Source organism: Falsiroseomonas bella (assembly GCF_003173615.1).
GTDB classification, from domain to species: Bacteria; Pseudomonadota; Alphaproteobacteria; order Acetobacterales; family Acetobacteraceae; genus Falsiroseomonas; species Falsiroseomonas bella.
The window spans coordinates 278,179-303,384 of the sequence record NZ_QGNA01000003.1; the positions used below are offsets into that span (position 1 = coordinate 278,179).

Below are 25,206 nucleotides of genomic sequence, written 5' to 3' on the forward strand. Positions count from 1 at the left end.
CCATCCTCAGACGATGGAAAGGGGCGCCGGCGTTGTCGGCGCCCTTCTTGCGTTCAGGTGAGTGCCGCCGCCGGCACGACGATCGCGAAGCGGTCGGCCAGCTCCGCCAGCGCATGGCGATGGATCGCCGCGCCGGAGATCGGCTCCCCGCCCAGCGGGTCCGGCAGCGCGCGCGTGGCGCAGGCATCCGCAGGGATCGTCACGCGATAGCCGAGATCGAGCGCCGCGCGCGCGGTGGAGCTGACGCACATATGCGTCTGGTAGCCGGCGACGACGAGATTCTTCCGCCCGGTCGCCGCCAGGCGCTCGGCCAGGTCGGTGCCGGCGAAGGCGTTCGGCAGCGGCTTCTCGACCACCGGCTCGGCGTCACGCGGCGCCACGGCGTCCAGGATGGCTCCGCCCGCGCCGTCGCGGTCGAACAGCCCGCCGGGCCGGCCCTTGTGCGCCACATGGATCACCACCGCCCCGGCCGCCCGCGCCCTGGCGAGCAGCCCGGCCAGCACCTGCAGCGAGGGCTCGATCCCATCAAGCGGCAGGCGCCCGGTGCGATATTCCCCCTGCGCGTCGATCAGCAGCAGCACCGAATCGGCCAGCGGGTGCGGCGCCAGATCGGCTCCGGCCATCTGCAGCAGGGTCTTGGGGATGGTCATGGCAAGGCTCCGTGTCGTTGCGCGCAGCCTGGCACCGCCGGAACGCGAAGTCCCGCACGCATGGCGCATGGCGCGTCATGCGTGCGGGGCATGGTTCGGGCTGTCAGCCCTTCGCGGCGTCGGCCGGCTTGGCGTCGTTTGCCGCGGAGGGCGGTGCGACAACGCTGCTGATCGTGCCGCGCAGCACGGTGATGCGCACGCCGGAAGCGATCTCCACCTCGATCTCGTCGCTGTCGTCGCGGACCTTGCTGATGGTGCCGATGATGCCGCCGCCGGTGATGACGCGGTCATTGCGCTTCAGCTTCTGCAGCATCTCGCGATGCTCCTTCATCTTCTTCTGCTGCGGGCGGATCAGCAGGAAGTAGAACACGGCGAAGATCAGGATCAGCGGCAGAAGCTGCATGACCACGGCCCCGGTGCCGCCAGCGGCGTCCTGGGCATAGGCGGGTGAGATCCACATGGCGGTCCGGCGTCCGTTTCGTTCGGGTGGGTTGCGGGCGTTCGGCGCGCAACCTAGCTTCCGCCCCCCCGCCGTCAACCCGCCCGCCGGACCGAAGCCGTGACAGACCGCCCGTTGCCCGACCATGCGCTGCTGCCCGCGCTGACCCGCATCGCGGAGGCGCTGGAGCGGCTGGCGCCAGCGCTGCCGCCGCGCCCCGATCTCGGCGCCGCCGACGGCTTCGTCTGGCACCCGTCGCCCGTGCCGCGGCTTGCCCCCGTGCCGCGCATCGCCGCCGTGGACATCCTGTTGCTCAAGGGCGTGGAGCAGCAGAAGGCGATCCTGCTGGAGAACACGCTGCGCTTCGCGCGCGGCCTGCCGGCCAACAACGCGATGCTCTGGGGTGCGCGGGGGATGGGCAAATCCTCGCTTGTGAAGGCCGCGCATGCGGCGGCGAACGCCGAGAAACCGGGCGCGCTGGCGCTGATCGAGATCCACCGGGAGGACATCCGGACCCTTCCCGACCTGCTGAACATCCTGCGTGGGCAGCAGCGGCGCTGCCTGGTGTTCTGCGACGACCTCTCCTTCGAGCGGGAGGACGCGGACTACAAGGCGCTGAAGAGCGTGCTCGACGGCGGCATCGAGGGACGTCCCGCGAACGTGCTGTTCTACGCCACCTCCAACCGCCGCCACCTGATGCCGCGCGACATGATCGAGAACGAGTCGCGCGGCGCCATCCACGGGCAGGAGGCGGTGGAGGAGAAGGTCTCGCTGTCCGACCGCTTCGGCCTCTGGATCGGCTTCCACAATTGCGACCAGGACACCTTCTTCGCCATGATCGAGGGCTACGCCGCGACCTTCGGCCTGCCGATCGGGCCGGAGGATCTGCGCGCCGCGGCGGTCGAATGGTCCGTCACGCGCGGTGCGCGCTCGGGCCGCGTCGCCTGGCAGTTCGTGCAGGACCTGGCGGGGCGGCTCGGCGTGCGCATGGCCGCCTGATGACGGCGTTGCGCGGCTAGCTTGCCCGGCTGCTCTCGCCGGGATGAATTCGGGGATGCAATCGCCGCGCCCGCTTGCGCCGCCTTCCCGCGGCGGCAAGCCTGCGGGCGCGCGCCCCGCAGCAACCGGTCCACGGACAGCCGGCGCGCCGTCCCGGAGCACTCCATGTCGGCTGTTTTCGACGTCACCCTGGCGCCCTTCGCCTATGTCCTGCGGCTTGCCTATGCGCGGCCCTGGATCGCCTTCTTCGTCAGCGGCGCCGCCGGGCTCATCGCGCTCGCGCTGCACCACGAGATCTGGATGAGCCTGCTGATCTCCTTCGCCGCCTACATGCTGATGTGGATGGACGAGACGGAGCACCCGCCGGAGGCCGCGCCCGAGGCCGAATAGACGCCCCCGCCCGGCCTGACACCGTCAGGCCGGGGCACATCCTCGCGGAGTCAGCCGCGCGGCGCGATCCGTGCGAGGCCGCCCATCCAGGGGCGCAGCACATCCGGCACGGCGATGCTGCCGTCTTCCTGCTGGAAGGTCTCCAGCACGGCGATGAGCGCGCGGCCGACGGCCACGCCGGAGCCGTTCAGCGTGTGCACGAACTCCGTTCCCTTCCCGCCGCCCGGCCGGAAGCGCGCCTCCATCCGTCGAGCCTGGAAGTCGCGGCAATTGGAGCAGGACGAGATCTCGCGCCAGGCCTGCTGCCCCGGCAGCCAGACCTCGAGGTCGTAGGTCTTGGCCGCGCCGAAGCCGGTGTCGCCGGCCGAGAGCAGCACGCGCCGCCAGGTGAGGCCGAGCTCGGTCAGCACGCGCTCGGCGCAGCGCGTCATGCGCTCATGCTCCTCGGCCGACTGGTCGGGCCGGGTGATCGAGACGAGCTCCACCTTCGCGAACTGGTGCTGGCGCAGCATCCCCCGCGTGTCGCGGCCCGCGGCCCCGGCTTCCGAGCGGAAGCAGGGCGTCAGCGCCGTCAGGCGGATCGGCAGGTCGGATTCGGCCAGCAATTCCTTCGCGGCGAAGTTGGTCAACGGCACCTCGGCGGTCGGGATAAGCCAGCGGCCATCCGTGGTGCGGAACAGGTCCTCGCCGAATTTCGGGAGCTGGCCGGTGCCGTACATCGTGGCGTCGTTCACCAGGTAGGGCACGGTCGCCTCGGTGTAGCCGTGCTCCTCGGTGTGCAGCGTGATCATCCACTGGCCGAGCGCGCGTTCCAGGCGGGCAAGCGCGCCCTTGAGCACGGTGAAGCGCGCGCCGGCGAGCTTGCCGGCGGTGGCGAAGTCCATCATGCCCAGCGCCTCGCCGAGCTCGAAATGCTGCTTCGGCGTGAAGGCGAAGGCGGCGGGCTCGGCATGGACATGCTGCACGACATTGGCCGTCTCGTCCGCGCCTTCCGGCACGTCGGGGTCGAGGCGGTTGGGCAGCGTGGCGAGAAGCGCGTCGCGCGCCTTCTCCTGCGCGTCCGGATCGGCGTTGGCAGCGGCGTCCATCGCTGCCTTGACCTCGGCCTTCAGACGCTCGGCGGTCGCGGCGTCGCCCGCCTTCATCGCCGCGCCGATCTGCCGCGACAGCTCGTTGCGCGTGGTCTGCGCCGCCTGGACGATGCGCGTGGCCTCCACGCGCAGGTCATCGAGGCGCAGCGCCTCGGCCGAGGCCGGCGCCATCCCGCGCCGCGCCAGCGCCGCGTCGAAGGCTGCGGGATCGGCCCGCAGGGCACGGATGTCATGCATGATGTGAAACCTGTCGCGTCGGGCGCCGCCCAGGGCGGCACGGGGATTCGCTATGGAAGCTTCCGCAGGCCGTCAAGAAAGGCCCTGAGCTCGTCCTCCATCCAGACCGCGCCATCCTGCCAGAAGCGGAGCAACGCACCGCGGTTCAGCGTTGCCCAGGCCACCGCTTCGGCTTCACTGGCGCGCGCTGCCGCCGGCGGAAGGCCCATGTTGATGGTGCGTGGTGGATCTCCCAACGTTACCACCGGGCAGGGCCCATTCCGCTCTGGACTGCCGGGCCACCACTTGATCCGGGGTCCGTGCGCCGCCATCCGGGTCGAGATGAAGATCGTGCCGGGCACTCCGGTGCGCTTCTGCGAGAGGTTCACGATCTCCACCATCTCGTCGCGCGCGGGGTCGTAGGCGACGTCCTGGGCCGCGTCGCCGCCGAGGGGAAGCTGCTCCTCCTCGAAACCGGAATGCGGCCGGGGCGGCAGCGTCACGTCGCGTCCTTGTCGGGCTTCGGCGCCACCCAGCCCGCCGCGAGGATCGAGATCTCGTAGAGAAGGATCAGCGGCAGGGCGAGGCCGATCTGACTGATCACGTCGGGCGGCGTGATGATGGCGGCGACGACGAACATGCCGACGATGGCGTAGCGCCGGCCCCGCTTCAGACCGTCCACGCTGACGATGCCGACCTTCGCCATCAGCGTCAGCAGCACCGGCAGCTGGAAGGCGATGCCGAAGGCCAGGATCATGTGCATGACCAGCGAGAGATACTCGCTGACCTTCGCCTCCAGCTGGATGGCGACGGTGCCGGCATCCGCCGGCGTCTCGAAGCTGATGAAGAATTTCCAGGCCAGCGGAAAGATGAAGTAGTAGGCCAGCGCCGCGCCGGCGATGAACAGGAACGGCGAGGCGACAAGGAAGGGCATGATTGCCTTCTTCTCGCTCCGGTAGAGGCCCGGCGCGATGAACAGCCAGAGCTGGGTCGCCCACATCGGGAAGCTGAAGAACACCGCGCCGAAGAAGGCGACCTTCAGGTAGGTGAAGAAGGCCTCGTAGAGCGCGGTGAAGATCATCCGCCGCTCCTGCCCGCTCTGGGAGGCCAGGATGTCGGCGAGCGGCGCGGCCAGGAAGCCGTAGATCTGGCGCGAGAAATAGTAGCAGATCGCGAAGGCGATGATGAAGGCGCCGATCGACCACATGAGCCGCGTGCGCAGCTCCATGAGGTGCTCGATCAACGGCATGGGCTTGTCGTCGATCGTATCTTCGGGATCGCGCGGCACGGCGGAAGCCTTCGGGTCTCAGGCCGCGGGGCCGCTGCCGGCGGGCGGCGGCGCGGCGGCGGGTGCTTGGATCGGGGCGGCCGCGGGCAGGGGCGGCGGCGGGGGTGTCGCCGCGGCGACGCCGGGCGGGACGAAAGCGGGTGCGGCCGGCGGCGAGGGCGGCGCGGGATTGGCTGTTTCGGCGGCAGGGGGGGCGGGCGGCGGCGTCACCTCCGCGCCATGCGCGGGCGCGGGGCGATCCTCGAAGGCGTCCTTCAGCGGGTTGCCGATCGGGTCCTCGTTGAAGGTCTTGCGGATCGAGCCGTCCTTGTCGATCTCGCGCTCGACCGCGCCGCGGAAGTCGAAGTTGCGGATCTCGTTGATTTGGTTCCGCACGTCCTCGAGCTTGGCTTCGCGGACCACCTCGTCGAGCTGGCCCTGGAACTCGCCGGCCATGCGCCGCAGCTTCTGGATGCCCTTCGCGATCCCGCGCACCGCCTCCGGCAGGTCCTTCGGGCCGATGACGACCACCGCGACCACCGCGATCAGCGCAAGTTCCGTCCAGTCGAGACCGAGCATGCCACCCCTTCCCCGCATCCGGCTTCTCGCCCCGGACGGCGGGGCGTTCCCGTTAGCAGGAAGGCCGCGCCCCGCCAATGCGGCCGGCTTGCGTCACCCCTACTTAGGGAGCCTCGGCCGGGAATACGAAGGCCCGCTCCGCATCCATCGCGACCGAAACCTGCTCCCCGCGCTGCAGCCAGGTTCCCGGCGGCAGCCTGGCATGCAGATGCAGCAGCCCCCCCTGCCCATCCGGCACCGCGAGATGCACCAGGGTGGTGGCGCCGAGCAGGCGGCAGGCTTCCACCTCGGCCAGCGTGCCGCCTTCCGCGGCGGCCGCAGGCGGCTCCAGCGAGGGCGCGCCGAGCACCCGCAGCCCCTCTGGCCGCAGCAGCACCTCGACCGGCGCGCCCTCCTCGCGCGGCAGGCCGCTCGCGGGCAGGCGGTTGCCGAGCGCGATGGCGCCGATCGGCGTCTCCACCTTGCCGTCGCGCAGGCGCGCGGGAAGCCGGTTCACCTCGCCGAGGAAGGTGGCCACGAAACGCGTGGCGGGGCCCAGATAGAGATCGGCCGGCGTGCCGAGCTGCTCGATCCGGCCCTCGTTCATCAGCGCAATGCGGTCCGCCATGAACATGGCCTCCTCCGCGTCATGCGTGACGATCAGGGTTGCGATGCCCGATTCCTGCAGTACGTGCAGCGTGTCGTCGCGCACTTGTTCCCGAAGCCGCGCATCGAGGCTGGCAAAGGCCTCATCCAGCAGCAGCACGGCGGGGCGCGGCGCCAGGGCGCGGGCCAGGGCCACGCGCTGCTGCTGCCCGCCCGAGAGCATGTGCGGCCAGGACTGCGCATAGGCTTCCAGCCCGACGCGGGCGAGCGCATCCATGATGCGCCACTTGCGCTGGCCGCGGGGGACGAAGCGCAGGCCGAAGGCGACGTTGTCCTCCACCGTCAGGTGCGGGAACAGCGCATAGTCTTGGAAGACGAAGCCGACGCCGCGCGATTCGGGCGGCACCTCGCGCCCCGGCTCGGCGATGGTCTCGCCGCCGAGCGCGATCCGCCCGGCCTGCAGCGGCTCCAGGCCGGCCGCGAGGCGCAGCAGCGTCGTCTTGCCGCAGCCCGAGGGGCCGAGCAGGCAGACGATCTCGCCGGGCTTCGCGGCCAGCGACAGGCCGCGCAGCACCTCGCCGCGCTCGGGATAGGCGTGCCTGATCGAGTCGAAGGATATTGTCATGGGGGAAGGCCGGGCCCCCACCCAACCCTCCCCCGCACCGCGGGGGAGGGCTCCTTCTCCCGCCCCCGCAGTGCGGGACAGGGCCGGGGTGGCGGCGTCACCGTCCTACGTCCTCCCCGGAGCCCTCCGGCGCAGCTTCGCCCGCCTCCTCCTCCGCCTTCTCCTCGGCAGCCGCCAGAAGCGGCGCCGCGGCCTCGGCGCTGACCAGCTCCTCGCGCTTCGGAAGGTCCTTGATGGAGGTCAGGCCGAACTGCTCCAGGAAGCGCGGCGTGGTGCCCCAGAGCGTCGGGCGGCCGGGCACCTCCTTGTGGCCCTTCGGCGCGATCAGGCCATGTTCCAGCAGTGCCTCCAGCGTCGCCTGGGACAGGCCGGCGCCGCGGATCTCCTCGACCTCGGCGCGAGTCACGGGCTGGTGCCAGGCGATGACGGCCAGCGTCTCCATCGCCACGCGCGGCAGGCGGCGCGGCACCTCAACCACGCGGGTCAGCGCCGGGGCGAGGTCCGGCGCCGTGCGCAGCGCCCAGCCGCCGGCGACCTCGGCCAGCACCACGCCACGGCCCTGCAACGCCTCGCCCAGCGCCGCCAGCACGGTGGCGGCAAGCTGACCCTCGGGCAGCACCTGCTGCAGCCGCTGCGGCGTCACCGGGCGGTCGGAGGCGAAGAGCAGCGCCTCGGCCAGCCGCACCGCCTCGGGCGTGGCGGGGGCGGGGGGCGCGGGTTCCTCTGCTGCCGCCGGGGGATCTTCCGGCGGGGCCGCATCCTCAGGCGGCGCGGACATCCTTGTTCTCCTCCACGCGCTCGGCGCGGCGGAGCATGATGGGGCCGAAGGCCCGCTCCTGGCGAAGCTCGACCGCGCCGCCGCGGGCCATCTCCAAGCCCGCCACGAGCGTGCTGGCAAGTGCCGCGCGCCGTTCCACCGTGTCGAGGGAGGCACCGACCTCCCCATCCGGCAGGAATCGCTGCAGCACCGCCCAGGAGGGAAACTCGCCGAGTGCGCGGGAAAGCTGGGTGATCGCCTCCTGCACCGACCAGAGCCGGCGGGGCTTCGGGCGGTAGGGGCGCTTGGCGATGGCGCGGCGACGCCCCGCGACATAGGCTTGGCACAGCGCCGAGAGGTCGGCGCGGATGCCGGAGCGGTCCTGTACCGTCAGGTCCTCCGGCGCGCCGCGCGGAAACAGGTCGCGGAACAGCTGCGGCCTGACGCCGAGCCAGGCGGCGCCGGCCCGCATGCGCTCGAGCTCGGCGAGGCGGTCGGTCAGGCGGCCGGCCAGCGCCTCGGGGTCCTCGCCCGCGGCTTCCTCCTTCGGAAGAAGCAGGCGGGACTTCAGCCAGGCGAGCCAGGCGGCCATCACCAGCCATTCGGCCTGGATCTCCAGCCGGAGGCCGCGGGCCTGCTCGATCACCGCAAGATACTGGTCCACCAGCGCGACGATCGAGATCCGCTCCAGATCCACCTTCTGGGCGCGGGCGAGGTCCAGCAGCAGGTCGAGCGGCCCCTCGAAGCCATCGAGGTGCAGCAGCAGCACCGGCGCGCCGGCCGCGCCGAGCGGGGCGGGAAAGGCGGGTACGGCGGGCATGGCAGCGGCGGCGGCGGTCATGCGGGTCCCCCTCAGTGGCCGGAGAGCATGAAGATGAAGCGCAGCACCGGCAGCGCGACGTTGCGCAGCAGCCAGCCCAGCGGATCGAGCCCGGGCACCAGCATCGGCAGCACGAAGATCAGCCCGAGCACGATGAACAGCCCCGCCCGCTCCAGCGAGGCGACGGCGCGCGCGGCCGGGGCCGGCAGGACGCCGACCAGGATGCGGCCCCCATCCAGGGGCGGGATCGGCAGGAGGTTGAAACAGGCCAGGACGACGTTCACCAGCATGCTGATCGCGACGAAGCGCAGCAGCCACTCCGTTGCCGAGACCGGCAGCGAATCGGCCATCGCCTCCACCCCATGGGCAGCGATCCCGAAGCCCCAGGCAAGGGCGAAATTGATCGCCGGCCCCGCTGCGGCGACCATCACCATGCCCCAGCGGGGGTTTCGCAGGCGCCAGATGTCCACGGGCACCGGCTTCGCCCAGCCGAACATCGCCTCCACGCGGCCGATGGTCAGCATCTGCGTGGCCAGCAGCAGGCCCGGCACGATCAGCGTGCCGGTCGGGTCCACATGCCGCAGCGGGTTCAGCGAAAGCCGGCCGAGCCGGGCCGCGGTGTCGTCGCCCAGCCATTTCGCGGCATAGCCATGCGCCGCCTCATGCAGGGTGATCGCGAGGATGGCCGCGAGCGCGACCGCGGAAACCTCCGCGAGCCAGGACATGTTCAGGCGACCGCCTGCAGCGGCCGGCGCCCCCGCAGCATGGCGGCCCGGGCCGCCGCCAGGCGGCGCGCGCCATCATCGGAAAGCGGCGGGCAGGCGCCGAGCAGCGCCTCCGTCTCGGCCAGGACGCCGGTGCAATGCAGCACCAGGTCGCAGCCCGCCGCGATGGCCGCGCCCGCCAGGTCGTTCGACAGGCCGCGCATCGCGCCCATCGCCAGGTCGTCCGAGACCAGCACGCCGTCGAAGCCGATCGCGCCGCGGATCACCTCCGCCACGATTCGGGGCGAAAGGGTGGCGGGGCGCTCGGCGTCCCAGGCCTCGTAGACGATATGCGCCGTCATCGCCCAGGCGCCGGAGGCGGCGAGGTCGCGGAAGGGCGCAATGTCTGCCGCGAGCTCGGCGGTGGAGGCGGTCACGCGGGGCAGGCTCTCATGGCTGTCCACCAGCGCCCGACCATGGCCGGGGATGTGCTTGATCACCGGGATGCAGCCGGCGGCATGCAGGCCGCGCACCCAGGCGGCGCCGAGGCGCGCGACCTCCTCCGGCCGGTCGGAGAAGGCGCGGTCGCCGATCACGTCATGCGCGCCGGGCAGGCGCAGGTCGAGGCAGGGGGCGCAGACCACGTCGAGCCCGACCGCGGCGCTTTCGGCGCCGAGCAGCGCGGCATTCGCCTCCGCCGCCGCCTCCGGCCTGCCCTCGAAGCTGGCGGGAGGCGGGAATGCGGTCCAGTGCGGCGGGCGCAGCCGCGCCACGCGGCCGCCTTCCTGGTCCACCAGGATCGGTGCCGTCTCCCCCAGCTCCTCTCGCAGCGCCGCGGCAAGCGCGGCGACCTGGGCCGGCGACTCGACATTGCGGCGGAACAGGATGGCGCCGAGCGGGCGGTGACGCCGGAACAGCGCCGCCTCCTCGGCCGTCAGGGCGGTGCCGGACAGGCCGACGATGGCGGCGCGGGTGTGCGTCATGCGCTCAGCCGCGGATCGGCACGCAGGCGCCGCCGCGGGCGCGGATCTGCTGGCAGAACTCGGTGGCGGCGTCCTGGTCAGGCAGGCCGCCGGTGCGCAGCCGGAACAGCGGCGCCTGGCCCTCCCCGCGCTCGAGGCGGAGGATCTGGGGGCTGCGGCCCTCGAACAGCTCCGGCGCGCGGCGCGACAGGCGATCCCATTCGGCGCGCGCCGCCTCGGGCGAGTTGAGCGCGCCGAGCTGAACCTGCACGCGGCCGGTGCGGACAGGCGGCGGTTCGGCGGCGGGCGCCGTGGCCTGAGCCTCGGCCGGTGCAGGGGCCGCCGGCTCCGGCGCCGCGACGGGCGCGGGCGGCACGACGGGCGCCGGGGGCGCCACGGCGGCACGGAGCCCGCCGATATTCGGTGCCTCGGCCTCCGGCATCATGACCGCGTTCCGCGGCGTGGCGAGCTGCGCCCGGTTGGAGGGACGGTCGAGGATCAGCTCGTCCTGGTTTGGCACGCGGAGGCCGCCGCGATACTCGGGCTTCACCTTGAAGGGACGCGGATCGGCCTCCACCACCGGCACCGGCCCGGACTGGCCGAAGGAGCGCAGCGCCCACCAGCCGCCGGCCGCCACGGCCAGCACCGCCAGCAGCCCGCCGGCGATCGCGAGCATCCGCCAGGGAACGCCTGAGGCCTCCCGCTGCACGCGGTAGGACGGGACCATCGCGTCCATCGTCATCGCATCTCCTCGACCGGTTCGACCCCCATCACCGCGAGGCCCGAGCGGAGCACCACCCCCGTGGCGGAGACGAGGGCAAGCCGTGCCCGTGTCGCCTCCGGCTCCTCCGCCCGGATGAATCGCAGGGTCGAGTCATCCCGACCCCTGTTCCACAATACATGAAAATCGGCGGCCAAGTCTTGGAGGAAAAACGCGATTCGGTGAGGCTCCCGCGCCGCGGCAGCAGCCTCCACGGTGCGCGGCCAGGCGGCCATGCGCCGGATCAGCGCCATCTCGGCCGGGTCGGACAGCGCATCGAGGGGCGCCGCGGCGAGGTCCGCCGAGGCCGGATCGCCGGCCTGGCGCAGCACGCTGCGGCACCGTGCATGCGCATACTGCACATAGAAGACCGGGTTGTCGCGCGACTGCTCCACCACCTTGTCGAGGTCGAATTCCATCTGCGCATCGGCCTTGCGCGTCAGCATGGTGAAGCGGACGGCGTCCTTGCCGACCTCCTCGATCAGGTCGCGCAGGGTGACGTATGTGCCCGCGCGCTTCGACATGCGCACCGGCTGGCCGCCCTTCATCACATGCACGATCTGGGTCAGCACCACGTCGAGCGTGACCCGGTTGTCGGACAGCGCGCCGACGGCGGCCTTCATGCGCTTGACGTAGCCGCCATGGTCCGCGCCCCAGACATGCACGAGCTCGGCGAAGCCGCGCTCGATCTTGTGCAGGTGGTTGGCGACATCGTTGGCGAAATAGGTGCCGGAGCCGTCCGACTTGCGCAGCGGCCTGTCCACGTCGTCGCCGAACTGGGTCGCGCGGAACAGGGTCTGCTCGCGCGGCTCCCAATCCTCCGGCGTCTTGCCCTTGGGGGGCTCGAGGATGCCGCGATAGATCAGGCCTTTCTCCGCCAGCAGCGCCTCGGCCTGCTCGAGCTTGCCGGCCTCGACCACGGCGCGCTCGCTGATGAAGACCTCCTGGTTGACGCCGAGGGCGCGGAGATCCTCGCGGATCGCGTCCATCATCAGGTGGACGGTGGTGTCGCGGACGATGTCGAGCCAGAGATCGGGGCCGGCGGCGGCGTAGCCATAGATCCCGTCCGGCGCGGCCAGCGCGTCGCCGTGGCGCTCCTTCAGCGCGGCGCCGACGGGGATGAGGTATTCGCCGCGATACTGGAGCCCGCCGGGGACGGACTGGGCGTAGTGCTCCTCCGTCATCGTCGTGCCGAGCGCCTGCAGGTAGCGCCAGTAGGCGGCATAGGCGAGCGCCAGCACCTGCGCGCCGGCGTCGTTGATGTAGTATTCGCGCGTCACGTCGTAGCCGGCCTTGGCCAGCAGCGCGGCGAGCGCATCGCCCACCACGGCGCCGCGGCAATGGCCGACATGCATCGGCCCGGTCGGGTTGGCGGAGACGTATTCCACGTCCACCCGCACCCCCTGCCCCATCCGGCTGTCGCCGAAGGACTCGCCGGTGGCGAGGATGGCGGGGACCAGGGCACGCAGATGCTCCTCCCGCAGGCGGAGGTTGACGAAGCCGGGGCCGGCCGGCGCGGCCTCCGCCACTTCCGGCAGGGCGGCGAGCCGCGCGGCGAGGTCGGCGGCCAGTTTGGGCGGGGCGACCCGGGCGAGCTTGGCCACGACCATCGCGCCGTTGGTCGCCATGTCGCCATGGCTCGGGTCGCGCGGCGGCTCGGTCTGGACCTTGGCGAAGGCCTCCTCGGGCAGGTCCGGCAGGATCTCGCGCAGCGCCGCCACGGTGCGGGCGCGCATGGCGGCGAAGATGTCGTGCGTCATGGCGCGCGGTTTAGCCCAGGCGCCAGGGTGTCGCCATGCCCGGCGCCGCGCCGCTATCCTGCCCGGCGAGGGAGGACGCGCCATGAAAGACGCGATCGTAAAGGAGCGTTGCGACTGCCCACCCGCCCAGCGACTGCGGCCCTGCGCGGACTGTCCCTGGCCGCGCGGCGCGAAGCGCGACCAGCAGGCCGAGGAACTGGGCCTCGACATCCCGACCTTCCTGCGCCGCCAGGGTGGCGAAGGCCCGCGCGGCGGGGGCTGCTGCGGCCGGTAGGGCAGCAGCAGCCCTCGAACCAGCGCCAGGGAGCCACCCATGCGCATCGCCATCGCCGGCGCCGGGCCGGCCGGGCTGCATCTGGCGGCGCTGCTCCGCGCCCGCCGGCCGGCGGCGGAAATCCGCGTCTTCGAGCAGAACCCGGAGGGTGCGACCTTCGGCTTCGGCGTCGTGTTCTCCGACCGGGCGCTGGATTTCCTCGCCATCGACGATCCCGGGCTGCATGCGGCGCTGACGGCGCGGCTGGAATCCTGGCAGGCCATCACGCTGAACCACCCCGACGGGCAGGTCGTCATCGACGGCATCGGCTTCACCGCCGTCCCGCGGCTCGATCTGTTGCGGCTGCTGACGGAGCGGGTCCGCGCGCTCGGCGTCGCGCCCGCATTCGGCACGCGGATCGGGCCGGCGGAGCTTGCGGGCTACGACCTCGTGGTCGCGGCCGACGGGGTGAATTCCGCCCTGCGTGCCGCGGGCGATTTCGGCACGGAGATCCGCGAGCTGACCAACCGCTTCGCCTGGTTCGGCACGACGCGGCGCTTCGACACGCTGACCCAGACCTTCCGGCGGACGGCACTCGGCGCGTTCAACGCGCATCACTACCGCTACGCGCCGGGGATGAGCACCTTCATCGTCGAATGCGACGCGGCGACCTTCGAGCAGGCCGGCTTCGCGAGCATGGACGCCGAGGCGACGCGCGCCACGCTCGAAGAAATCTTCGCGCCGGAACTGGCGGGGCATCCGCTGGTCTCCAACCGCTCCGTCTGGCGGCGCTTCCCGGTGCTGCGCAATGCGCGCTGGCATGACGGGCGGACGGTGCTGATCGGGGACGCGCTCCGCACCGCGCATTTCTCCATCGGCTCCGGCACGCGGCTGGCCTTCGAGGATGCGATCGCGCTGGCCAAGGCGCTGGATGCGCAATGGGGCGACGTGCCCGCCGCGCTCGCCGCCTTCGAGGCCGCGCGGCGCCCGATCGTCGAGACGCTGACGGCCGCGGCGGATGCCTCGGCGGCCTGGTACGAGGATTTCGCTGAGCACATGCGGCTCGCGCCCATCGACTTCGCGCTGTCCTATATCCAGCGCTCGGGCCGGGTGGACCTGGATCGCCTGGCGCGCATCGCGCCCGCCTTCGTCGCGCGGGTGCGCGCGGAACGCCCGGAGCTCACCGCATGATCCGCGACACCTGCCCCGACGACGCGCCCGGCGCGCGCGAGATTTCCTTCCGTGTGCCGGAGCGGTTCAACGCGGCGTCGGTGCTGTTCGACAATCTCGCGCGCGGCAACGGCGCGCGGCCGGCGATCCACCACGATGGCGGCGCGCTGAGCTATGCCGCGCTCTGCGCCGCCGCATCGCGCTTCGGGCACGGGCTGCTGGCGCTCGGGCTGAGGCGGTCGGAGCGCGTGCTGCTGCTGCTGGACGACACGCCGGCCATGCCCATCGCCTTTTTCGGCGCGATCCGGGCGGGCCTCGTCCCGGTCTGCATCAACACTCTGACGCCGCCCGAGCTGCTGAACTTCTATCTGGCGCACACCGAGGCGCGCGTCGCAGTGATCGAGGGCGCGCTGGCGGATCAGGCGCTGTCGGAACAGGCGACCGCCGGCACCAACCTCGCCCATGTCATCATCGCCAGTGGCGAGGCGGCCTCGGACCGTGTCGCGGTCACCACCCTCGAGGCCTTCTCCGCGCCGCATCCCGACCAGCTGGATGCCGCGGACACGCATCGCGACGACATGGCCTTCTGGCTCTACTCCTCCGGCTCCACCGGCCGGCCGAAGGGGATCGTCCATCTCCAGCACGATATCGCCTACACGGTGGCGAGCTATGCCGACCGCATCCTGAAGCTCACGCCGGACGACATCTGCTTCTCGGTGCCCAAGATCTTCTTCGCCTACGGCCTCGGGAACAGCCTGAGCTTTCCGTTCGCCGCCGGCGCGTCCTCCGTTCTGCTGGCCGGCCGGCCCGATCCGGCGCGCGTCTTCGCCGCGATCGGAAAACATCGACCGACTGTCTTCTTCGGGCTGCCCACGCTCTACACCGCGCTATGCCACGCGCCCGAAGCGGAACATGCGGACACGCGCTCCCTGCGCCTCTGCATCTCGGCGGCCGAGGTGCTGTCGGAGGAGGTCGCGGCGCTGTGGAAGCGGCGAACCGGGCTCGACATCATCGAGGGGCTCGGCAGCACGGAGGTGCTGCACATCTACCTCTCAAACGCGCCCGAGGGGCATCGCCCCGGCGCCGCCGGCCGCCGCGTGCCGGGCTACGAGGTGGTGCTGCGCGATCCCGACGGGCGCGAGGTCGGCGACGGCCAGGAAGGCATCCTGTGGGTGCGCGGCCATTCCAACGCGCCGGGCTACTGGAACCGCCCCGACAAGACGGCCGAGACGATGCGCGAGGGCGGCTGGATCTACACCGGCGACCGCTTCCTGTGTGATGCCGAGGGCTTCCACTACTTCCGCGGCCGCGCCGACGACCTGGTGAAGGTTTCGGGGCAGTGGGTGCACCCGATGGAGGTGGAGCTCTGCCTCGCCAACCACCCGGCGGTGAAGGAGGTCGCGGTGCTGGCGTTGGAGCTGCCGGACCGGCGGATGACGCTGAAAGCATGGGTGGTGGCGAAGGAAGAGGCCGACCCGATCACCCTGCCCGCGGCACTGCAGGACCACGCGAAAAGGGCGCTGCTGCCCTACAAATATCCGCGCGTGGTGGAACTCGTGGCGGAGTTGCCGAAGACGGGCACGGGGAAGATCGACCGCGTGGCCTTGAAAGCTCGTGGCTGATCTCCGCGCCCTTCCGGCGCCGCGCCGGACGCGGCATGCTGCCGACCATCATTCGGGAGGAAACACCAATGTATCGTCGCACCCTTATGGGCGCGCTCGCCGCCGCGCCGCTGCTGCCCGCCGCCGCCCGCGCCCAGGCTGACTGGCCGTCCCGCCCGGTGACCGTGGTGGTGCCGTTCGTCGCCGGCGGCCCGTCCGACATCACCGCGCGCGCCATCGCCATGCGGATGAACATCGGCCAGCCGGTGGTGGCGGAGAACCGCCCCGGCGCAAATGGCGAGGTCGCCGCGCGCACCGTGGTCCGCGCCGCCCCGGACGGCCACACGCTGTTCGTCGGCTCGATCGGCGTCTTCGCCATCAACACCGCGCTGCGGCCGAACCTCGGCTACGACCCGATCCGGGAACTGACGCCGATCACGCTCGCCGTCACCACGCCCAACGTCCTGGTGGTGAACGCCGAGAAGGTCCCGGTCCGGACGATGGCGGAGCTGATCGACTGGCTGAAGCAGAACCGCGGCAAGACCAGCTACTCCACCTCGGGCGTCGGTTCCTCCGACCACCTGACGATGGAATTGTTCAAGCAGCGCACGGCCACCGACCCCGAGCATGTGCCCTATCAGGGCGGCGCCGCGGCGGCGACGGACCTGATCGCCGGCAATGTCCAGCTCAGCTTCCAGAACCTCGGCACCGTGGCGGGACACATCCAGGGCGGCCGGCTGCGCGCCATCGCGGTGACCTCGGCCGAGCGCAACCGGCTGCTGCCGGATGTGCCGACCGCGATCGAGCAGGGGCTTCCGGATTTCGTCGTGACCTCCTGGCAGGCGGTGATGGCGCCAGGTGGCATGGCGCCGGCCCTTCAGGCGCGCGTGCATGCCGCCGTGGTGGAGGCGCTGAAGCACCCCGAGAACGTGCAGCGCCTCAACGCCATCGGGTTCGACGTGGTCGGCAACAGCCCGGCCGAGTATCGCGCCTTCCAGGAAGCCGAGATCGCGCGCTGGCGCGAGGTGGTGCGCGCGGCGAACATCCGGGCGGAGTAGCAGGCGGCGGGTGGGCGCCGCGAGCGCCCGCTCAGCCCGGCACGGTCGGATCCGTCAGCCGCTTGTGCTCCTCGAGCGCGTAGCGGTCGGTCATGCCGGCAAGGTAGTCGCAGACCGCCGCGGCGGCCTCGCGCGAACCCGCCTCGCCGGCCTTGGCGTGCCACCAGGGCGGCAGCTGGCGCGGCTCGCCATGCAGCAGGGTGAACAGCATCTGCAGCGCACGCTTGCATTTCTGCGTCGTGCGGTTGACCCGCCAGTGGCGGTACATCCGCGCAAAGAGGAACGCGCGCAACTCGTTGTTCGCTTCCATCATCCCGTCGGAGAAGGCGACCACCGGGCGGTCCGCGGCGCGGATGTCGTCGGCGACGCGCGGTCCCAGCGCGGCGATGCGCCGGCGCGCCTCCGCCACCACGTCATTCACCATGGCGTTGATCACGCGGCGCACCGTCTCGCTGATCGCGCGGTCGCCGGGGAGCGTGGCGTTGTCGCGCTTCGCCGCCTCCCACGCCTCGCCGACCAGCGGCAGCGCGGCGGCTTCCTCCAGCGTGAACAGGCCGGCGCGCACGCCGTCATCCAGGTCGTGGTTGTTGTAGGCGATGTCGTCGGCGATGGCGGCGACCTGCGCCTCCGCGCTGGCATGCATCGTCAGGTCCAGCGGGTGGCGCCGGTCGTATTCGGCGATGTAGGGCGGCGGGCGGCGCAGCGGGCCGTTGTGCTTGGCCAGCCCCTCCAGCGTCTCCCAGGTGAGGTTCAGCCCGTCGAAGCCGGCATAGCGCGTCTCCAGCAGCGTCACGGCCTTCAGCGACTGCGCGTTGTGGTCGAAGCCGCCATAGGGCTTCATCATCGCGTCGAGCGCATCCTCCCCGCCATGGCCGAAGGGCGGGTGGCCAAGGTCATGCGCCAGCGCCAGCGCCTCCGCCAGGTCCTCGTCCAGCGCGAGCTCGCGCGCGATGGAGCGGGCGATCTGCGCCACTTCGATCGAATGGGTCAGGCGCGTCCGAAAATGGTCGCCCTCGTGATAGACGAAGACCTGCGTCTTGTACTGCAGCCGCCGGAAGGCGGTGGAGTGGATGATGCGGTCGCGGTCGCGCTGGAAGGGCGAGCGTACCCCGCCCGCCGCTTCCGGATGCAGGCGGCCGCGCGATTCGGCCGCGCGCACCGCCCAGGGGGCCAGCCCGTCCGCCAGGCGCTGTTGGTCCATCCCCGGCGCGTAGCATTGCGGCGGCGGCGGCGGCAACGGGCGTGGCGGTTGGAAAGCGGGCTCCTGCCGCCCTATCTTCCTGATCAAGGAGTCTTGGACGCCATGGACCTCGCCACCACCGAAGCCCCCCTCGCCCCGTTCCGCGTGACGCCGCGCGCCGCCGCGCAGGTGGCCGAGATCGCCGCCCGCGAGGGCAAGCCCGGCGCCGGGCTGCGCCTGGCGGTGGATGCCGGCGGCTGCTCCGGCTTCCAGTACCGCTTCGGGCTGGAGGATGCGCCGGCGCCTGACGACCTCGTGGTCGAGGAGGGCGAGGGCCGGGTCTTCGTGGACCCGGTCAGCCTGGAGCTGCTCGCCGGCGCCGAGCTCGACTGGGCCGAGGCGCTGATCGGCGCGCATTTCGCGGTGAAGAACCCGCAGGCGGTCAGCGCTTGCGGCTGCGGGACGTCCTTCTCGGTCGGGTGATCTTCCCGGACCGCCGCTCTCGACGAGCCGCCCGGCCGCGGGCAGTGTCCGGCGCATGCGCCTCGCGACCTTCAACGTGAACTCGATCCGCCGCCGCGCCGGGCATGTGCGGCGATTCCTCGATCGCAAGCAGCCGGACCTGCTCTTCCTGCAGGAGCTGAAGTGCAAGACCGAGGAATGCCCGGGGCTGGAATTCGAGGGCAGCGGCTACCGCCTGCATGCAGTGGGCCAGTCCGGCGGGCGCAACGGCGTCGCGGTGCTCGGCCGCATCCCCTTCGAGGTGGTGTCTGAGGCGCTGCCCGGCGACGACGCCGACACCCAGGCCCGCTACATCGAGGTTTCGGCCGCGGGGATGCGGGTGGCGGGCATCTACCTGCCGAACGGCAATTCCGGCGGCGACGAGGGTTTCGGTTACAAGCTTGCCTGGATGGCGCGGCTGCGGGAGGTGGCGAAGGCACGGCTGGATGCCTTCCTGCCCTTCGCCATCCTCGGCGACTTCAATGTCTGCCCGACCGAGCTGGACCTGGCACCCCGCGCCCTGCCGCCGACCGACGCCCTCGTGCGGCCGGAGACGCGCGCGGCCTGGCGGGCGCTGGAGCATCTCGGTCTGACGGATGCGGTGCGGGCGCTGCATCCGGGCGATCGGCTCTACACCTACTGGGATTACGGCGCGAATTTCGATGCGAATGTGGGGCTTCGCATCGACCACGCACTGCTGAGCCCGGAACTCGCGGAGCGGCTGACGGGCGCCGAGGTGGACGTCGCGCCGCGCAGCGAGGAAAGCCCCTCCGACCACACGCCCGTGCTGGTCGAACTGGCGGCATAGCGCCGCGCCGCTACCAGCGGCGGTAATCGCGCCGGTGGGGTCGGCCCCAACCCGGCGGCCGGCCGGCGCGACGCGGCGGGCCATAGGCATAAGGACGGTAGGCGGGGCCGTAGTACGGGCGGTAGACCGGCGCCGGGCGATAGATCACCGGCGGCCGATAGACGGGCGCGGGCGCGTAGTAGGGGCGCGGATAGCCGTAGCCGTAGCCATAGACCGGCCCGGTCTCGGCCGCGATGACGCAGCCCGACAGCAGGAACGCTGACGCCAGCAGGCCGAACAGGCGCAACCGTGGCATGGGGCTCTCCGGCGCGGCGGCCGGTTGGGGGCGTAGCCGCCGCGATCCCCATACAACGCGCCGCGGATGCCGGAGGTCGGGCGGCGCGGCGGCGGAACCGGGGCGTTCGGGGCGGCACCGTGGCGCGGCACCGCCCCTCACGCGTCATTGATCGGCGTAGACGTGGCTCTCCTCGGCGGCACCCGGATGGGTCACCGCGCCGTTCAGCGCCGGGCCGACGAGCTGGGCATACTTCCAGAGCGCGCCGGAGCTGTAGTCGGTCTTGCGCGGCTTCCAGGCGGCGCGGCGCTTGGCCAGCACCGCTTCCTCGACCATCAGGTCGATGGTGCCCTTGTCGGCGTCGATGATGATGCGGTCGCCGTTCTCGATCAGCGCGATCGGCCCACCCACCGCGGCCTCGGGCCCGACATGGCCGATGCAGAAGCCGCGAGTCGCGCCGGAGAAGCGGCCATCGGTGATCAGCGCGACCTTGTCGCCCATGCCCTGGCCGTAGATCGCGCTGGTGGTGGAGAGCATCTCCCGCATGCCGGGGCCGCCCTTCGGGCCTTCGTAGCGGATGATGATCACGTCGCCGGGCTTGTAGGCGCGCATCTCCACCGCCTTGAAGGCATCCTCCTCGCAGTCGAAGCAGAGCGCCGTGCCCTCGAAGCGCAGCGTCTTCATGCCAGCGATCTTCACGATGGCCCCTTCCGGCGCCAGCGTGCCCTTGAGCGAGACCACGCCGCCGATCGGGCTGACCGGGTCGGAGGTTGGGCGGACCACGTCCTGGTCCTTCGGGATGATCACCTCGCGGTGGTTCTCGGCCAGCGTCTTGCCGGTGACGGTCATCGCATCGCCGCGGAGATAGCCGCCATCCAGCAGCGCCTTGATGATCACCGGCACGCCGCCGACGTTGAACACGTCGAGCGCGACATACTTCCCGCCCGGCTTCAGGTCGGCGATGTGCGGCGTGGCGCGCATGATCTCCGCCACGTCGTGCAGGTCGAACTTGATGCCCGCCTCATGCGCGATGGCCGGCAGGTGCAGGCCGGCATTGGTGGAGCCGCCGGTGGCACCGACGATGGCCGCGGCGTTGAACAGCGCGTCCCTGGTGACGATGTCGCGCGGGCGCAGGTTGCGGCGGATAAGCTCCACCACCGCCTCACCCGACTTCTCGGCCCAGTAGTCGCGGTTCTGGTCGGGCGCCGGCGCGCCGGCGGAGCCGGGCAGCGCGAGCCCGATGACCTCGCTGATGCAGGCCATGGTGTTGGCGGTGAACTGGCCGCCGCAGGCGCCCGCGCCGGGGCAGGCATGCTGCTCCAGCTCCAGCAGGTCCTCATCGGACATGTTGCCCGCCGCGTGCTGGCCCACCGCCTCGAACACGTCGAGCACGGTCACGTCCTTGCCGCGGAACTTGCCCGGCATGATCGAGCCGCCATACATGAACACGCTCGGCACGTTCAGGCGAACCATCGCCATCATCAGCCCGGGCAGCGTCTTGTCGCAGCCGCCGAGGCCGACCAGCGCGTCATAGCAATGGCCGCGCATGGTCAGCTCCACGCTGTCGGCGATCAGGTCACGGCTGGCGAGGCTCGACTTCATGGACTGGTGGCCCATGGCGATGCCGTCGGTGACGGTGATGGTGGTGAATTCGCGCGGCGTGGCACCCGCGGCCTTCACCCCCTTCTTGGCGCTCTGCGCCTGGCGCGAGAGGGCGATGTTGCAGGGCGCGGCCTCGTTCCAGCAGGTGGCGACGCCGACGAAGGGCTGCTCGATCTCCTCCTTCGTCAGGCCCATCGCGTAGTAGTAGCTGCGATGCGGCGCGCGCTCCGGCCCCACGGTGGTGTGGCGGCTGGGCAGCTTGGACTTGTCCCACTTGGTCATGGATCTGCGTTCCCGAGGCGATCTGGCACCGCCTTTTCGCGCGCGACGCGCGGCTGGGCAAGCGCGGCCGGGCACTGCACCGGCACGAAAAAAGGGCGGCTCCCGGCAGGAGCCGCCCCGCTGGCCCGCTGTACCCTGCCCGTCAGGCCGCGCGGCGGCGCCGCGTGAGGCCGAGCCCGGCGAGGCCGAGGCCAAAGAGGACCATCGCAGCCGGCTCCGGCACGACGTCGATCCGAGTGGACTTGATGTCGATGTTCTCGATGCTGTGGATGCGGTTGCACGCGGCCGTCGGGCTGATGCAGTCGGTGTCCACGTAGCTGATCGTGAGGCTGCGGATCACGTCTCCGCCGGAGGCCTGGACGTAGTAATGCTGGTTGGTGCCGGAATTGCCTTCCCAGGGGAAGTTCAGCGCCGTGGAGGATACGGCCTGCCCGTTCACGTCGGTGACGGTGAGCGTGAGTGAGCCGCCGACATGCGTTTTCGCGGTCGCGTCCAGCATGAACTCGACATACGTCCAGGCATAGGGAAGCGCCGGCGTGATGATGATGGAGTTGAAGCCCGTGCCGCCGACGCCCGTGTCCACCACCTGGCCGCTACCGTGCAGGGTGATGCCCTCCAGGCTCTGCACGACGACGTCGTAGATCGGCGCAGGGTTGGTGTTGCCGGTGATGCTCACGCCCGATCCGGCGCCGTGGAAGTTCACCGACTGGTTGCAGTCGCCGCAATTGCCCGGCTGGTAGCCGAAGGTGAAGCCGGCCCAAGCCGGTGCCGCCGCCGCCAGGCCCAAGGCCAGGACCGGCAGCATCTTGAAGTGGCGTCTCACGCCTTGCCCTCCCCAATGGCGCGCATGCGCCATGCTCGTCGCCTCTGCCGGTAGCCAGAGAGGCAACCGACACGGTCACAGAGTAGTGAGGAAGACTCTAACACTCAACATTACTAATGTAGTATCTCGGGTCCGGCCGGCAGCTTTGCCTAGCCCGTGGCCAGCAGGAACCCGATCCCCACCACCAGCCCGATGACGGCACCGACCGACTGGGCCTGCGGCCGCGTCAGGCGGCGCCCGGCGATCTCGCGCTTCGGCAGCATCTCGGCGCAGAAGATCACGGGCACCGAGAACAGCACGATTGCCACCAGCAGCTTGATCGTGCCGGCGTCCATAGCCCTGCCCTACTCCGCGATCCGCGCCAGCGCGGCATCGAGCCGCGCCATCTCGGCCTCGGCGGCGGCGAGGCGCTCGCGGTTCTCCTCGACCACCTCCTCCTTGGCGCGGGCGACGAAATCGGCGTTGCCGAGTTTGGCGGCGATCTTCTTCGCCTCGTTCTCCGCAGCCGCCCGCGCCTTCGCCAGGCGCGTGCGCTCGGCGCCAAGGTCGATGACATCCGCCAGCGGCAGCATCACCGTCGCTTCGCCGACGACCACCTGCGCCACGCCCTTCGGCGCGGCGCCATCGAGCGGCTTCACCTCGGTCGCACGCGCCAGGCGCCGGATTGCGTCGATCCAGCGATCGGCGCGCGCCAACGTCGTCCCCGCGGCGCCCTGCAGCAGCAGCGGCACGGTGACGGAGGGGGGCACATTCATCTCGGCGCGCGCGCCGCGCACCTCCCCGATGAGCGCCACCACCCAGTCGAGCTCGGCGCGCGCCGCCTCGGCATCCGGCACGGTCACCGGTGCCGGCCACGCAGCGCGGATCAGGCTGCCCTGCTCGCCGTAGCCGAACAGGTGCCACAGCTCCTCGGTGACGAAGGGCATCGCCGGGTGGAGCAGCTTCAGGATGGTGCCGAAGACATGCTGCGCGGCGCCCTTCACCTCGGCCTTTTCCGGCCCGTCCGGGCCGTTCAGCACGGGTTTTCCGAGTTCGATGAACCAGTCGCAGTAGCTGCCCCAGGCGAAGCGATAGGCCGCGGCGGCGTATTCGTCGAAGCGGTAGGCTTCAAGAGCCTCGGTGCACTCCTCCACGGCGCGGTTCGATGCATCGAGGATCCAACGCGCGAGCGGGGACTTCGCCGTCGCGGGATCGAAGGAGGCATCCGCGACGATGCCGTTCATCTCCAGGAAGCGCGCGGCATTCCAGATCTTGGTGACGAAGGCGCGGTGGTCTTCCACACGCTTGCGGCCGAGCTTCACGTCGCGCCCCGGCCCGGTCAGCGCGGCGATGGTGAAGCGCAGCGCATCGGCCCCGTAGGCCTCGATCAGCTCCAGGGGGTCCATCACGTTCCCCTTGGATTTCGACATCTTCTGGCCCTTCTCGTCGCGGACCAGGCCGTGGATGTAGACGTGGCGGAACGGCACCTCGTTCATGAAGTGGATGCCCATCATCATCATCCGCGCGACCCAGAAAAAGATGATGTCGAAGCCCGTCACCAGCACGCTGCCGGGGTAGTACTTCTTCAACTCCGGCGTCTCATCCGGCCAGCCCAGCGTGCTGAAGGGCCAGAGCGCGCTGCTGAACCAGGTGTCCAGCACGTCCGCGTCGCGGATCAGCGTGACGTCGCGGCCATACTTTTCGCGCGCCGCCGCTGCCGCTTCGGCTTCGCTCTCCGCGACGAAGACCTCGCCGTCCGGCGCGTACCAGGCGGGGATCTGGTGGCCCCACCAGAGCTGGCGGGAGACGCACCAGGGCTGGATGTCGCGCATCCACGCAAAGAAAGTGTTCTCCCACTGGCGCGGCACGAAGACCGTCTGCCCGGTCTCGACCGCCTTGATCGCGGGCTGCGCCAGCGTCTTCGCATCCACGTACCACTGCATGGTCAGCCGCGGCTCGATCGGCACGCCGGAGCGGTCGCCATGCGGGACCATGTGCGTATGGGCCTCGATCTTCTCGATGAGGCCGAGTTCCTCCAGCCGCGCCAGGATCTTCTTGCGCGCATCGAAGCGGTCGAGGCCGTCCAGCGCGCGCACGAAGGCGGGGTCGCCGATGCCGGGCACCTCGGCCAGCTCGGCCTCGATCTCCGCAACCATGACCTTCGCATCGGCATCAAGCACGGAGGGCATGGAAAGCGCGTGCCGCTTGCCGACCTCGAAATCATTGAAGTCATGCGCGGGCGTGATCTTCACCGCGCCGCTGCCCTTCTCGGGGTCGGAATGCGTGTCGGCCACCACGGGGATGCGCCGCCCGGTCAGCGGCAGGATCAGGTGCTTGCCGACGAGATCGGCGAAGCGCGCATCCTCGGGATGCACGGCGACCGCCGTATCGCCGAGCATCGTCTCGGGCCGCGTGGTCGCCACGACCAGGAAGCGGCCGGGCTCGCCCTCCACCGGATACTTCAGGTGCCAGAGGCTGCCCTTCACCTCCCGGCTCTCGACCTCGAGGTCGGAGATCGCGGTCTGGAACACCGGGTCCCAGTTCACCAGGCGCCGGTCGCGATAGAGCAGCCCCTGCCGGTGCAGCGTGACGAAGACCTTGAGCACGGCCCGCGACAGGCCTTCGTCCATGGTGAAGCGCTCGCGCGGCCAGTCCAGGCTGGCGCCCAGGCGGCGCAGCTGGCGCGTGATGGCGCCGCCCGACTGCGCCTTCCACTCCCACACATGCTTGAGGAAGGCCTCGCGGCCCATCGCGCGCCGGTCCTGCCCCTGCGAGGCCAGCAGCCGCTCCACCACCATCTGGGTCGCGATGCCGGCATGGTCGGTGCCGGGCTGCCACAGCGCGTCGCGCCCCTGCATCCGGCGCCAGCGCGTCAGCATGTCCTGCACGGACATGGTCAGGGCATGGCCGATATGCAGGCTGCCCGTGACGTTGGGCGGCGGGATCATGATGACGAAGGGCGGCGCGGAGGAGGCCGGGTCGGCCGTGAAGGCGCCCAGCTTCTCCCACAACTCGTAGAGGCGCGGCTCGACGGCCGCGGGATCGAAGGTCTTCGTCAGCATGCGGCCATC

Annotated in this window: 27 protein-coding genes; 8 read left to right on the forward strand and 19 right to left on the reverse strand. The window is 71.1% G+C overall.

The genetic code is table 11. The features are described 5' to 3' along the window. Window positions 1-53: 53 nt before the first annotated feature. Both DFH01_RS13875 and yajC read right to left on the reverse strand, forming a co-directional pair. Window positions 54-650: a cysteine hydrolase family protein gene (locus DFH01_RS13875; protein WP_109871060.1), complete on the reverse strand. Its 597-nt coding sequence runs from the start codon at window positions 648-650 to the stop codon at window positions 54-56. 103 nt (window positions 651-753) lie between these two features. Continuing rightward, on the reverse strand, window positions 754-1,110 hold the full coding sequence (yajC, locus tag DFH01_RS13880; RefSeq protein ID WP_109871061.1) for a preprotein translocase subunit YajC: 357 nt from the start codon (window positions 1,108-1,110) through the stop codon (window positions 754-756). Between the two features lie 99 nt (window positions 1,111-1,209). Between yajC and DFH01_RS13885 the strand changes: the two genes are divergently transcribed. Then, on the forward strand, window positions 1,210-2,088 hold the full coding sequence (locus DFH01_RS13885) for an ATP-binding protein (RefSeq protein WP_199231236.1): 879 nt from the start codon (window positions 1,210-1,212) through the stop codon (window positions 2,086-2,088). Window positions 2,089-2,253: 165 nt separating this feature from the next. Further along, window positions 2,254-2,478, forward strand: coding sequence for a hypothetical protein (locus DFH01_RS13890; protein WP_109871063.1), 225 nt, complete (start codon window positions 2,254-2,256; stop codon window positions 2,476-2,478). A gap of 50 nt (window positions 2,479-2,528) precedes the next feature. Here DFH01_RS13890 and serS read toward each other — a convergent pair whose 3' ends face one another. From serS to argS, 11 genes are all read right to left on the reverse strand, one after another. After that, window positions 2,529-3,806, reverse strand: coding sequence for a serine--tRNA ligase (gene serS / locus DFH01_RS13895; RefSeq protein WP_109871064.1), 1,278 nt, complete (start codon window positions 3,804-3,806; stop codon window positions 2,529-2,531). Between the two features lie 50 nt (window positions 3,807-3,856). After that, on the reverse strand, window positions 3,857-4,288 hold the full coding sequence (locus DFH01_RS13900) for a hypothetical protein (RefSeq protein WP_109871065.1): 432 nt from the start codon (window positions 4,286-4,288) through the stop codon (window positions 3,857-3,859). Next, the gene (gene tatC / locus DFH01_RS13905; protein ID WP_233256108.1) at window positions 4,285-5,073 is read right to left on the reverse strand and encodes a twin-arginine translocase subunit TatC; all 789 of its coding nucleotides are present in this window, start codon (window positions 5,071-5,073) and stop codon (window positions 4,285-4,287) included. The genes DFH01_RS13900 and tatC overlap by 4 nt, the downstream gene beginning before the upstream one ends. A gap of 18 nt (window positions 5,074-5,091) precedes the next feature. Then, window positions 5,092-5,631: a Sec-independent protein translocase protein TatB gene (gene tatB, locus DFH01_RS13910; protein WP_158287758.1), complete on the reverse strand. Its 540-nt coding sequence runs from the start codon at window positions 5,629-5,631 to the stop codon at window positions 5,092-5,094. Window positions 5,632-5,734: 103 nt separating this feature from the next. Continuing rightward, window positions 5,735-6,841, reverse strand: a complete 1,107-nt coding sequence (locus DFH01_RS13915; RefSeq protein WP_109871067.1) for an ABC transporter ATP-binding protein — start codon at window positions 6,839-6,841, stop codon at window positions 5,735-5,737. Window positions 6,842-6,938: 97 nt separating this feature from the next. Then, window positions 6,939-7,619, reverse strand: a complete 681-nt coding sequence (gene scpB / locus DFH01_RS13920) for an SMC-Scp complex subunit ScpB (protein WP_109871068.1) — start codon at window positions 7,617-7,619, stop codon at window positions 6,939-6,941. Next, the gene (locus DFH01_RS13925; protein ID WP_233256109.1) at window positions 7,603-8,439 is read right to left on the reverse strand and encodes a segregation and condensation protein A; all 837 of its coding nucleotides are present in this window, start codon (window positions 8,437-8,439) and stop codon (window positions 7,603-7,605) included. The genes scpB and DFH01_RS13925 overlap by 17 nt, the downstream gene beginning before the upstream one ends. Window positions 8,440-8,450: 11 nt before the next feature. Then, window positions 8,451-9,143 (reverse strand): site-2 protease family protein, encoded by a 693-nt coding sequence (locus DFH01_RS13930; RefSeq protein WP_109871069.1) that lies wholly within the window; start codon window positions 9,141-9,143, stop codon window positions 8,451-8,453. 2 nt (window positions 9,144-9,145) lie between these two features. Then, window positions 9,146-10,105 carry a beta-N-acetylhexosaminidase gene (nagZ, locus tag DFH01_RS13935; protein ID WP_109871070.1) on the reverse strand — a complete coding sequence of 320 codons (960 nt, stop codon included), beginning with the start codon at window positions 10,103-10,105 and terminating at the stop codon, window positions 9,146-9,148. A gap of 4 nt (window positions 10,106-10,109) precedes the next feature. Then, window positions 10,110-10,820, reverse strand: a complete 711-nt coding sequence (locus DFH01_RS13940; RefSeq protein WP_158287759.1) for an SPOR domain-containing protein — start codon at window positions 10,818-10,820, stop codon at window positions 10,110-10,112. Window positions 10,821-10,822: 2 nt separating this feature from the next. Beyond that, window positions 10,823-12,604: an arginine--tRNA ligase gene (gene argS, locus DFH01_RS13945; protein WP_109871072.1), complete on the reverse strand. Its 1,782-nt coding sequence runs from the start codon at window positions 12,602-12,604 to the stop codon at window positions 10,823-10,825. An 82-nt stretch (window positions 12,605-12,686) separates the two neighbouring features. Between argS and DFH01_RS13950 the strand changes: the two genes are divergently transcribed. The 4 genes from DFH01_RS13950 to DFH01_RS13965 all read left to right on the forward strand — a co-directional run bounded on the left by DFH01_RS13950 (window position 12,687) and on the right by DFH01_RS13965 (window position 16,686). After that, on the forward strand, window positions 12,687-12,878 hold the full coding sequence (locus tag DFH01_RS13950) for a hypothetical protein (protein ID WP_109871073.1): 192 nt from the start codon (window positions 12,687-12,689) through the stop codon (window positions 12,876-12,878). 39 nt (window positions 12,879-12,917) lie between these two features. Next, a complete protein-coding gene (locus DFH01_RS13955) occupies window positions 12,918-14,048 on the forward strand; it encodes an FAD-dependent monooxygenase (protein WP_109871074.1) in 1,131 nt (376 codons plus the stop codon). Further along, entirely contained in the window at window positions 14,045-15,649 is a 1,605-nt protein-coding gene (locus DFH01_RS13960; RefSeq protein WP_109871075.1) for a benzoate-CoA ligase family protein, read from the forward strand. Before DFH01_RS13955 ends, DFH01_RS13960 begins: the two co-directional genes overlap by 4 nt. 68 nt (window positions 15,650-15,717) lie before the next feature. Beyond that, window positions 15,718-16,686 carry a Bug family tripartite tricarboxylate transporter substrate binding protein gene (locus DFH01_RS13965; RefSeq protein WP_109871076.1) on the forward strand — a complete coding sequence of 323 codons (969 nt, stop codon included), beginning with the start codon at window positions 15,718-15,720 and terminating at the stop codon, window positions 16,684-16,686. Between the two features lie 31 nt (window positions 16,687-16,717). On the opposite strand, the gene DFH01_RS13970 is transcribed toward DFH01_RS13965, so the two are convergent. Continuing rightward, window positions 16,718-17,887, reverse strand: coding sequence for a deoxyguanosinetriphosphate triphosphohydrolase (locus tag DFH01_RS13970; protein WP_109871621.1), 1,170 nt, complete (start codon window positions 17,885-17,887; stop codon window positions 16,718-16,720). Window positions 17,888-17,989: 102 nt separating this feature from the next. On the opposite strand from DFH01_RS13970, the gene DFH01_RS13975 reads away from it, so the two are divergent. Then, window positions 17,990-18,349, forward strand: a complete 360-nt coding sequence (locus DFH01_RS13975; RefSeq protein WP_109871077.1) for a HesB/IscA family protein — start codon at window positions 17,990-17,992, stop codon at window positions 18,347-18,349. A 55-nt stretch (window positions 18,350-18,404) separates the two neighbouring features. Beyond that, on the forward strand, window positions 18,405-19,175 hold the full coding sequence (locus DFH01_RS13980; RefSeq protein WP_109871078.1) for an exodeoxyribonuclease III: 771 nt from the start codon (window positions 18,405-18,407) through the stop codon (window positions 19,173-19,175). Window positions 19,176-19,185: 10 nt separating this feature from the next. Here the strand turns inward: DFH01_RS13980 and DFH01_RS13985 are convergent, their stop codons facing one another. The 5 genes from DFH01_RS13985 to DFH01_RS14005 form a co-directional block, all read right to left on the reverse strand. After that, window positions 19,186-19,470, reverse strand: a complete 285-nt coding sequence (locus DFH01_RS13985; RefSeq protein WP_146217060.1) for a hypothetical protein — start codon at window positions 19,468-19,470, stop codon at window positions 19,186-19,188. Window positions 19,471-19,614: 144 nt separating this feature from the next. Further along, window positions 19,615-21,333: a dihydroxy-acid dehydratase gene (gene ilvD, locus DFH01_RS13990; RefSeq protein ID WP_109871080.1), complete on the reverse strand. Its 1,719-nt coding sequence runs from the start codon at window positions 21,331-21,333 to the stop codon at window positions 19,615-19,617. Between the two features lie 142 nt (window positions 21,334-21,475). Next, a complete protein-coding gene (locus DFH01_RS13995) occupies window positions 21,476-22,156 on the reverse strand; it encodes a PEP-CTERM sorting domain-containing protein (protein ID WP_158287760.1) in 681 nt (226 codons plus the stop codon). Between the two features lie 149 nt (window positions 22,157-22,305). Then, entirely contained in the window at window positions 22,306-22,491 is a 186-nt protein-coding gene (locus DFH01_RS14000) for a hypothetical protein (RefSeq protein WP_109871082.1), read from the reverse strand. Window positions 22,492-22,500: 9 nt separating this feature from the next. Beyond that, window positions 22,501-25,197 (reverse strand): valine--tRNA ligase, encoded by a 2,697-nt coding sequence (locus tag DFH01_RS14005; RefSeq protein ID WP_109871083.1) that lies wholly within the window; start codon window positions 25,195-25,197, stop codon window positions 22,501-22,503. Between the last annotated feature and the right edge of the window lie 9 nt (window positions 25,198-25,206).

Excerpts from the sequence above, each read along its gene's own strand:
- DFH01_RS13875 (WP_109871060.1), bottom strand. The coding sequence starts at position 650 with ATGACCATCCCCAAGACCCTGCTGCAGATGGCCGGAGCCGATCTGGCG.
- yajC (WP_109871061.1), bottom strand. The coding sequence starts at position 1,110 with ATGTGGATCTCACCCGCCTATGCCCAGGACGCCGCTGGCGGCACCGGG.
- DFH01_RS13890 (WP_109871063.1), top strand. The coding sequence starts at position 2,254 with ATGTCGGCTGTTTTCGACGTCACCCTGGCGCCCTTCGCCTATGTCCTG.
- serS (WP_109871064.1), bottom strand. The coding sequence starts at position 3,806 with ATGCATGACATCCGTGCCCTGCGGGCCGATCCCGCAGCCTTCGACGCG.
- tatB (WP_158287758.1), bottom strand. The coding sequence starts at position 5,631 with ATGCTCGGTCTCGACTGGACGGAACTTGCGCTGATCGCGGTGGTCGCG.
- DFH01_RS13915 (WP_109871067.1), bottom strand. The coding sequence starts at position 6,841 with ATGACAATATCCTTCGACTCGATCAGGCACGCCTATCCCGAGCGCGGC.
- scpB (WP_109871068.1), bottom strand. The coding sequence starts at position 7,619 with ATGTCCGCGCCGCCTGAGGATGCGGCCCCGCCGGAAGATCCCCCGGCG.
- DFH01_RS13925 (WP_233256109.1), bottom strand. The coding sequence starts at position 8,439 with ATGACCGCCGCCGCCGCTGCCATGCCCGCCGTACCCGCCTTTCCCGCC.
- DFH01_RS13930 (WP_109871069.1), bottom strand. The coding sequence starts at position 9,143 with ATGTCCTGGCTCGCGGAGGTTTCCGCGGTCGCGCTCGCGGCCATCCTC.
- nagZ (WP_109871070.1), bottom strand. The coding sequence starts at position 10,105 with ATGACGCACACCCGCGCCGCCATCGTCGGCCTGTCCGGCACCGCCCTG.
- DFH01_RS13940 (WP_158287759.1), bottom strand. The coding sequence starts at position 10,820 with ATGGACGCGATGGTCCCGTCCTACCGCGTGCAGCGGGAGGCCTCAGGC.
- argS (WP_109871072.1), bottom strand. The coding sequence starts at position 12,604 with ATGACGCACGACATCTTCGCCGCCATGCGCGCCCGCACCGTGGCGGCG.
- DFH01_RS13950 (WP_109871073.1), top strand. The coding sequence starts at position 12,687 with ATGAAAGACGCGATCGTAAAGGAGCGTTGCGACTGCCCACCCGCCCAG.
- DFH01_RS13955 (WP_109871074.1), top strand. The coding sequence starts at position 12,918 with ATGCGCATCGCCATCGCCGGCGCCGGGCCGGCCGGGCTGCATCTGGCG.
- DFH01_RS13960 (WP_109871075.1), top strand. The coding sequence starts at position 14,045 with ATGATCCGCGACACCTGCCCCGACGACGCGCCCGGCGCGCGCGAGATT.
- DFH01_RS13965 (WP_109871076.1), top strand. The coding sequence starts at position 15,718 with ATGTATCGTCGCACCCTTATGGGCGCGCTCGCCGCCGCGCCGCTGCTG.
- DFH01_RS13970 (WP_109871621.1), bottom strand. The coding sequence starts at position 17,887 with ATGGACCAACAGCGCCTGGCGGACGGGCTGGCCCCCTGGGCGGTGCGC.
- DFH01_RS13975 (WP_109871077.1), top strand. The coding sequence starts at position 17,990 with ATGGACCTCGCCACCACCGAAGCCCCCCTCGCCCCGTTCCGCGTGACG.
- DFH01_RS13980 (WP_109871078.1), top strand. The coding sequence starts at position 18,405 with ATGCGCCTCGCGACCTTCAACGTGAACTCGATCCGCCGCCGCGCCGGG.
- DFH01_RS13985 (WP_146217060.1), bottom strand. The coding sequence starts at position 19,470 with ATGCCACGGTTGCGCCTGTTCGGCCTGCTGGCGTCAGCGTTCCTGCTG.
- ilvD (WP_109871080.1), bottom strand. The coding sequence starts at position 21,333 with ATGACCAAGTGGGACAAGTCCAAGCTGCCCAGCCGCCACACCACCGTG.
- DFH01_RS14000 (WP_109871082.1), bottom strand. The coding sequence starts at position 22,491 with ATGGACGCCGGCACGATCAAGCTGCTGGTGGCAATCGTGCTGTTCTCG.
- DFH01_RS14005 (WP_109871083.1), bottom strand. The coding sequence starts at position 25,197 with ATGCTGACGAAGACCTTCGATCCCGCGGCCGTCGAGCCGCGCCTCTAC.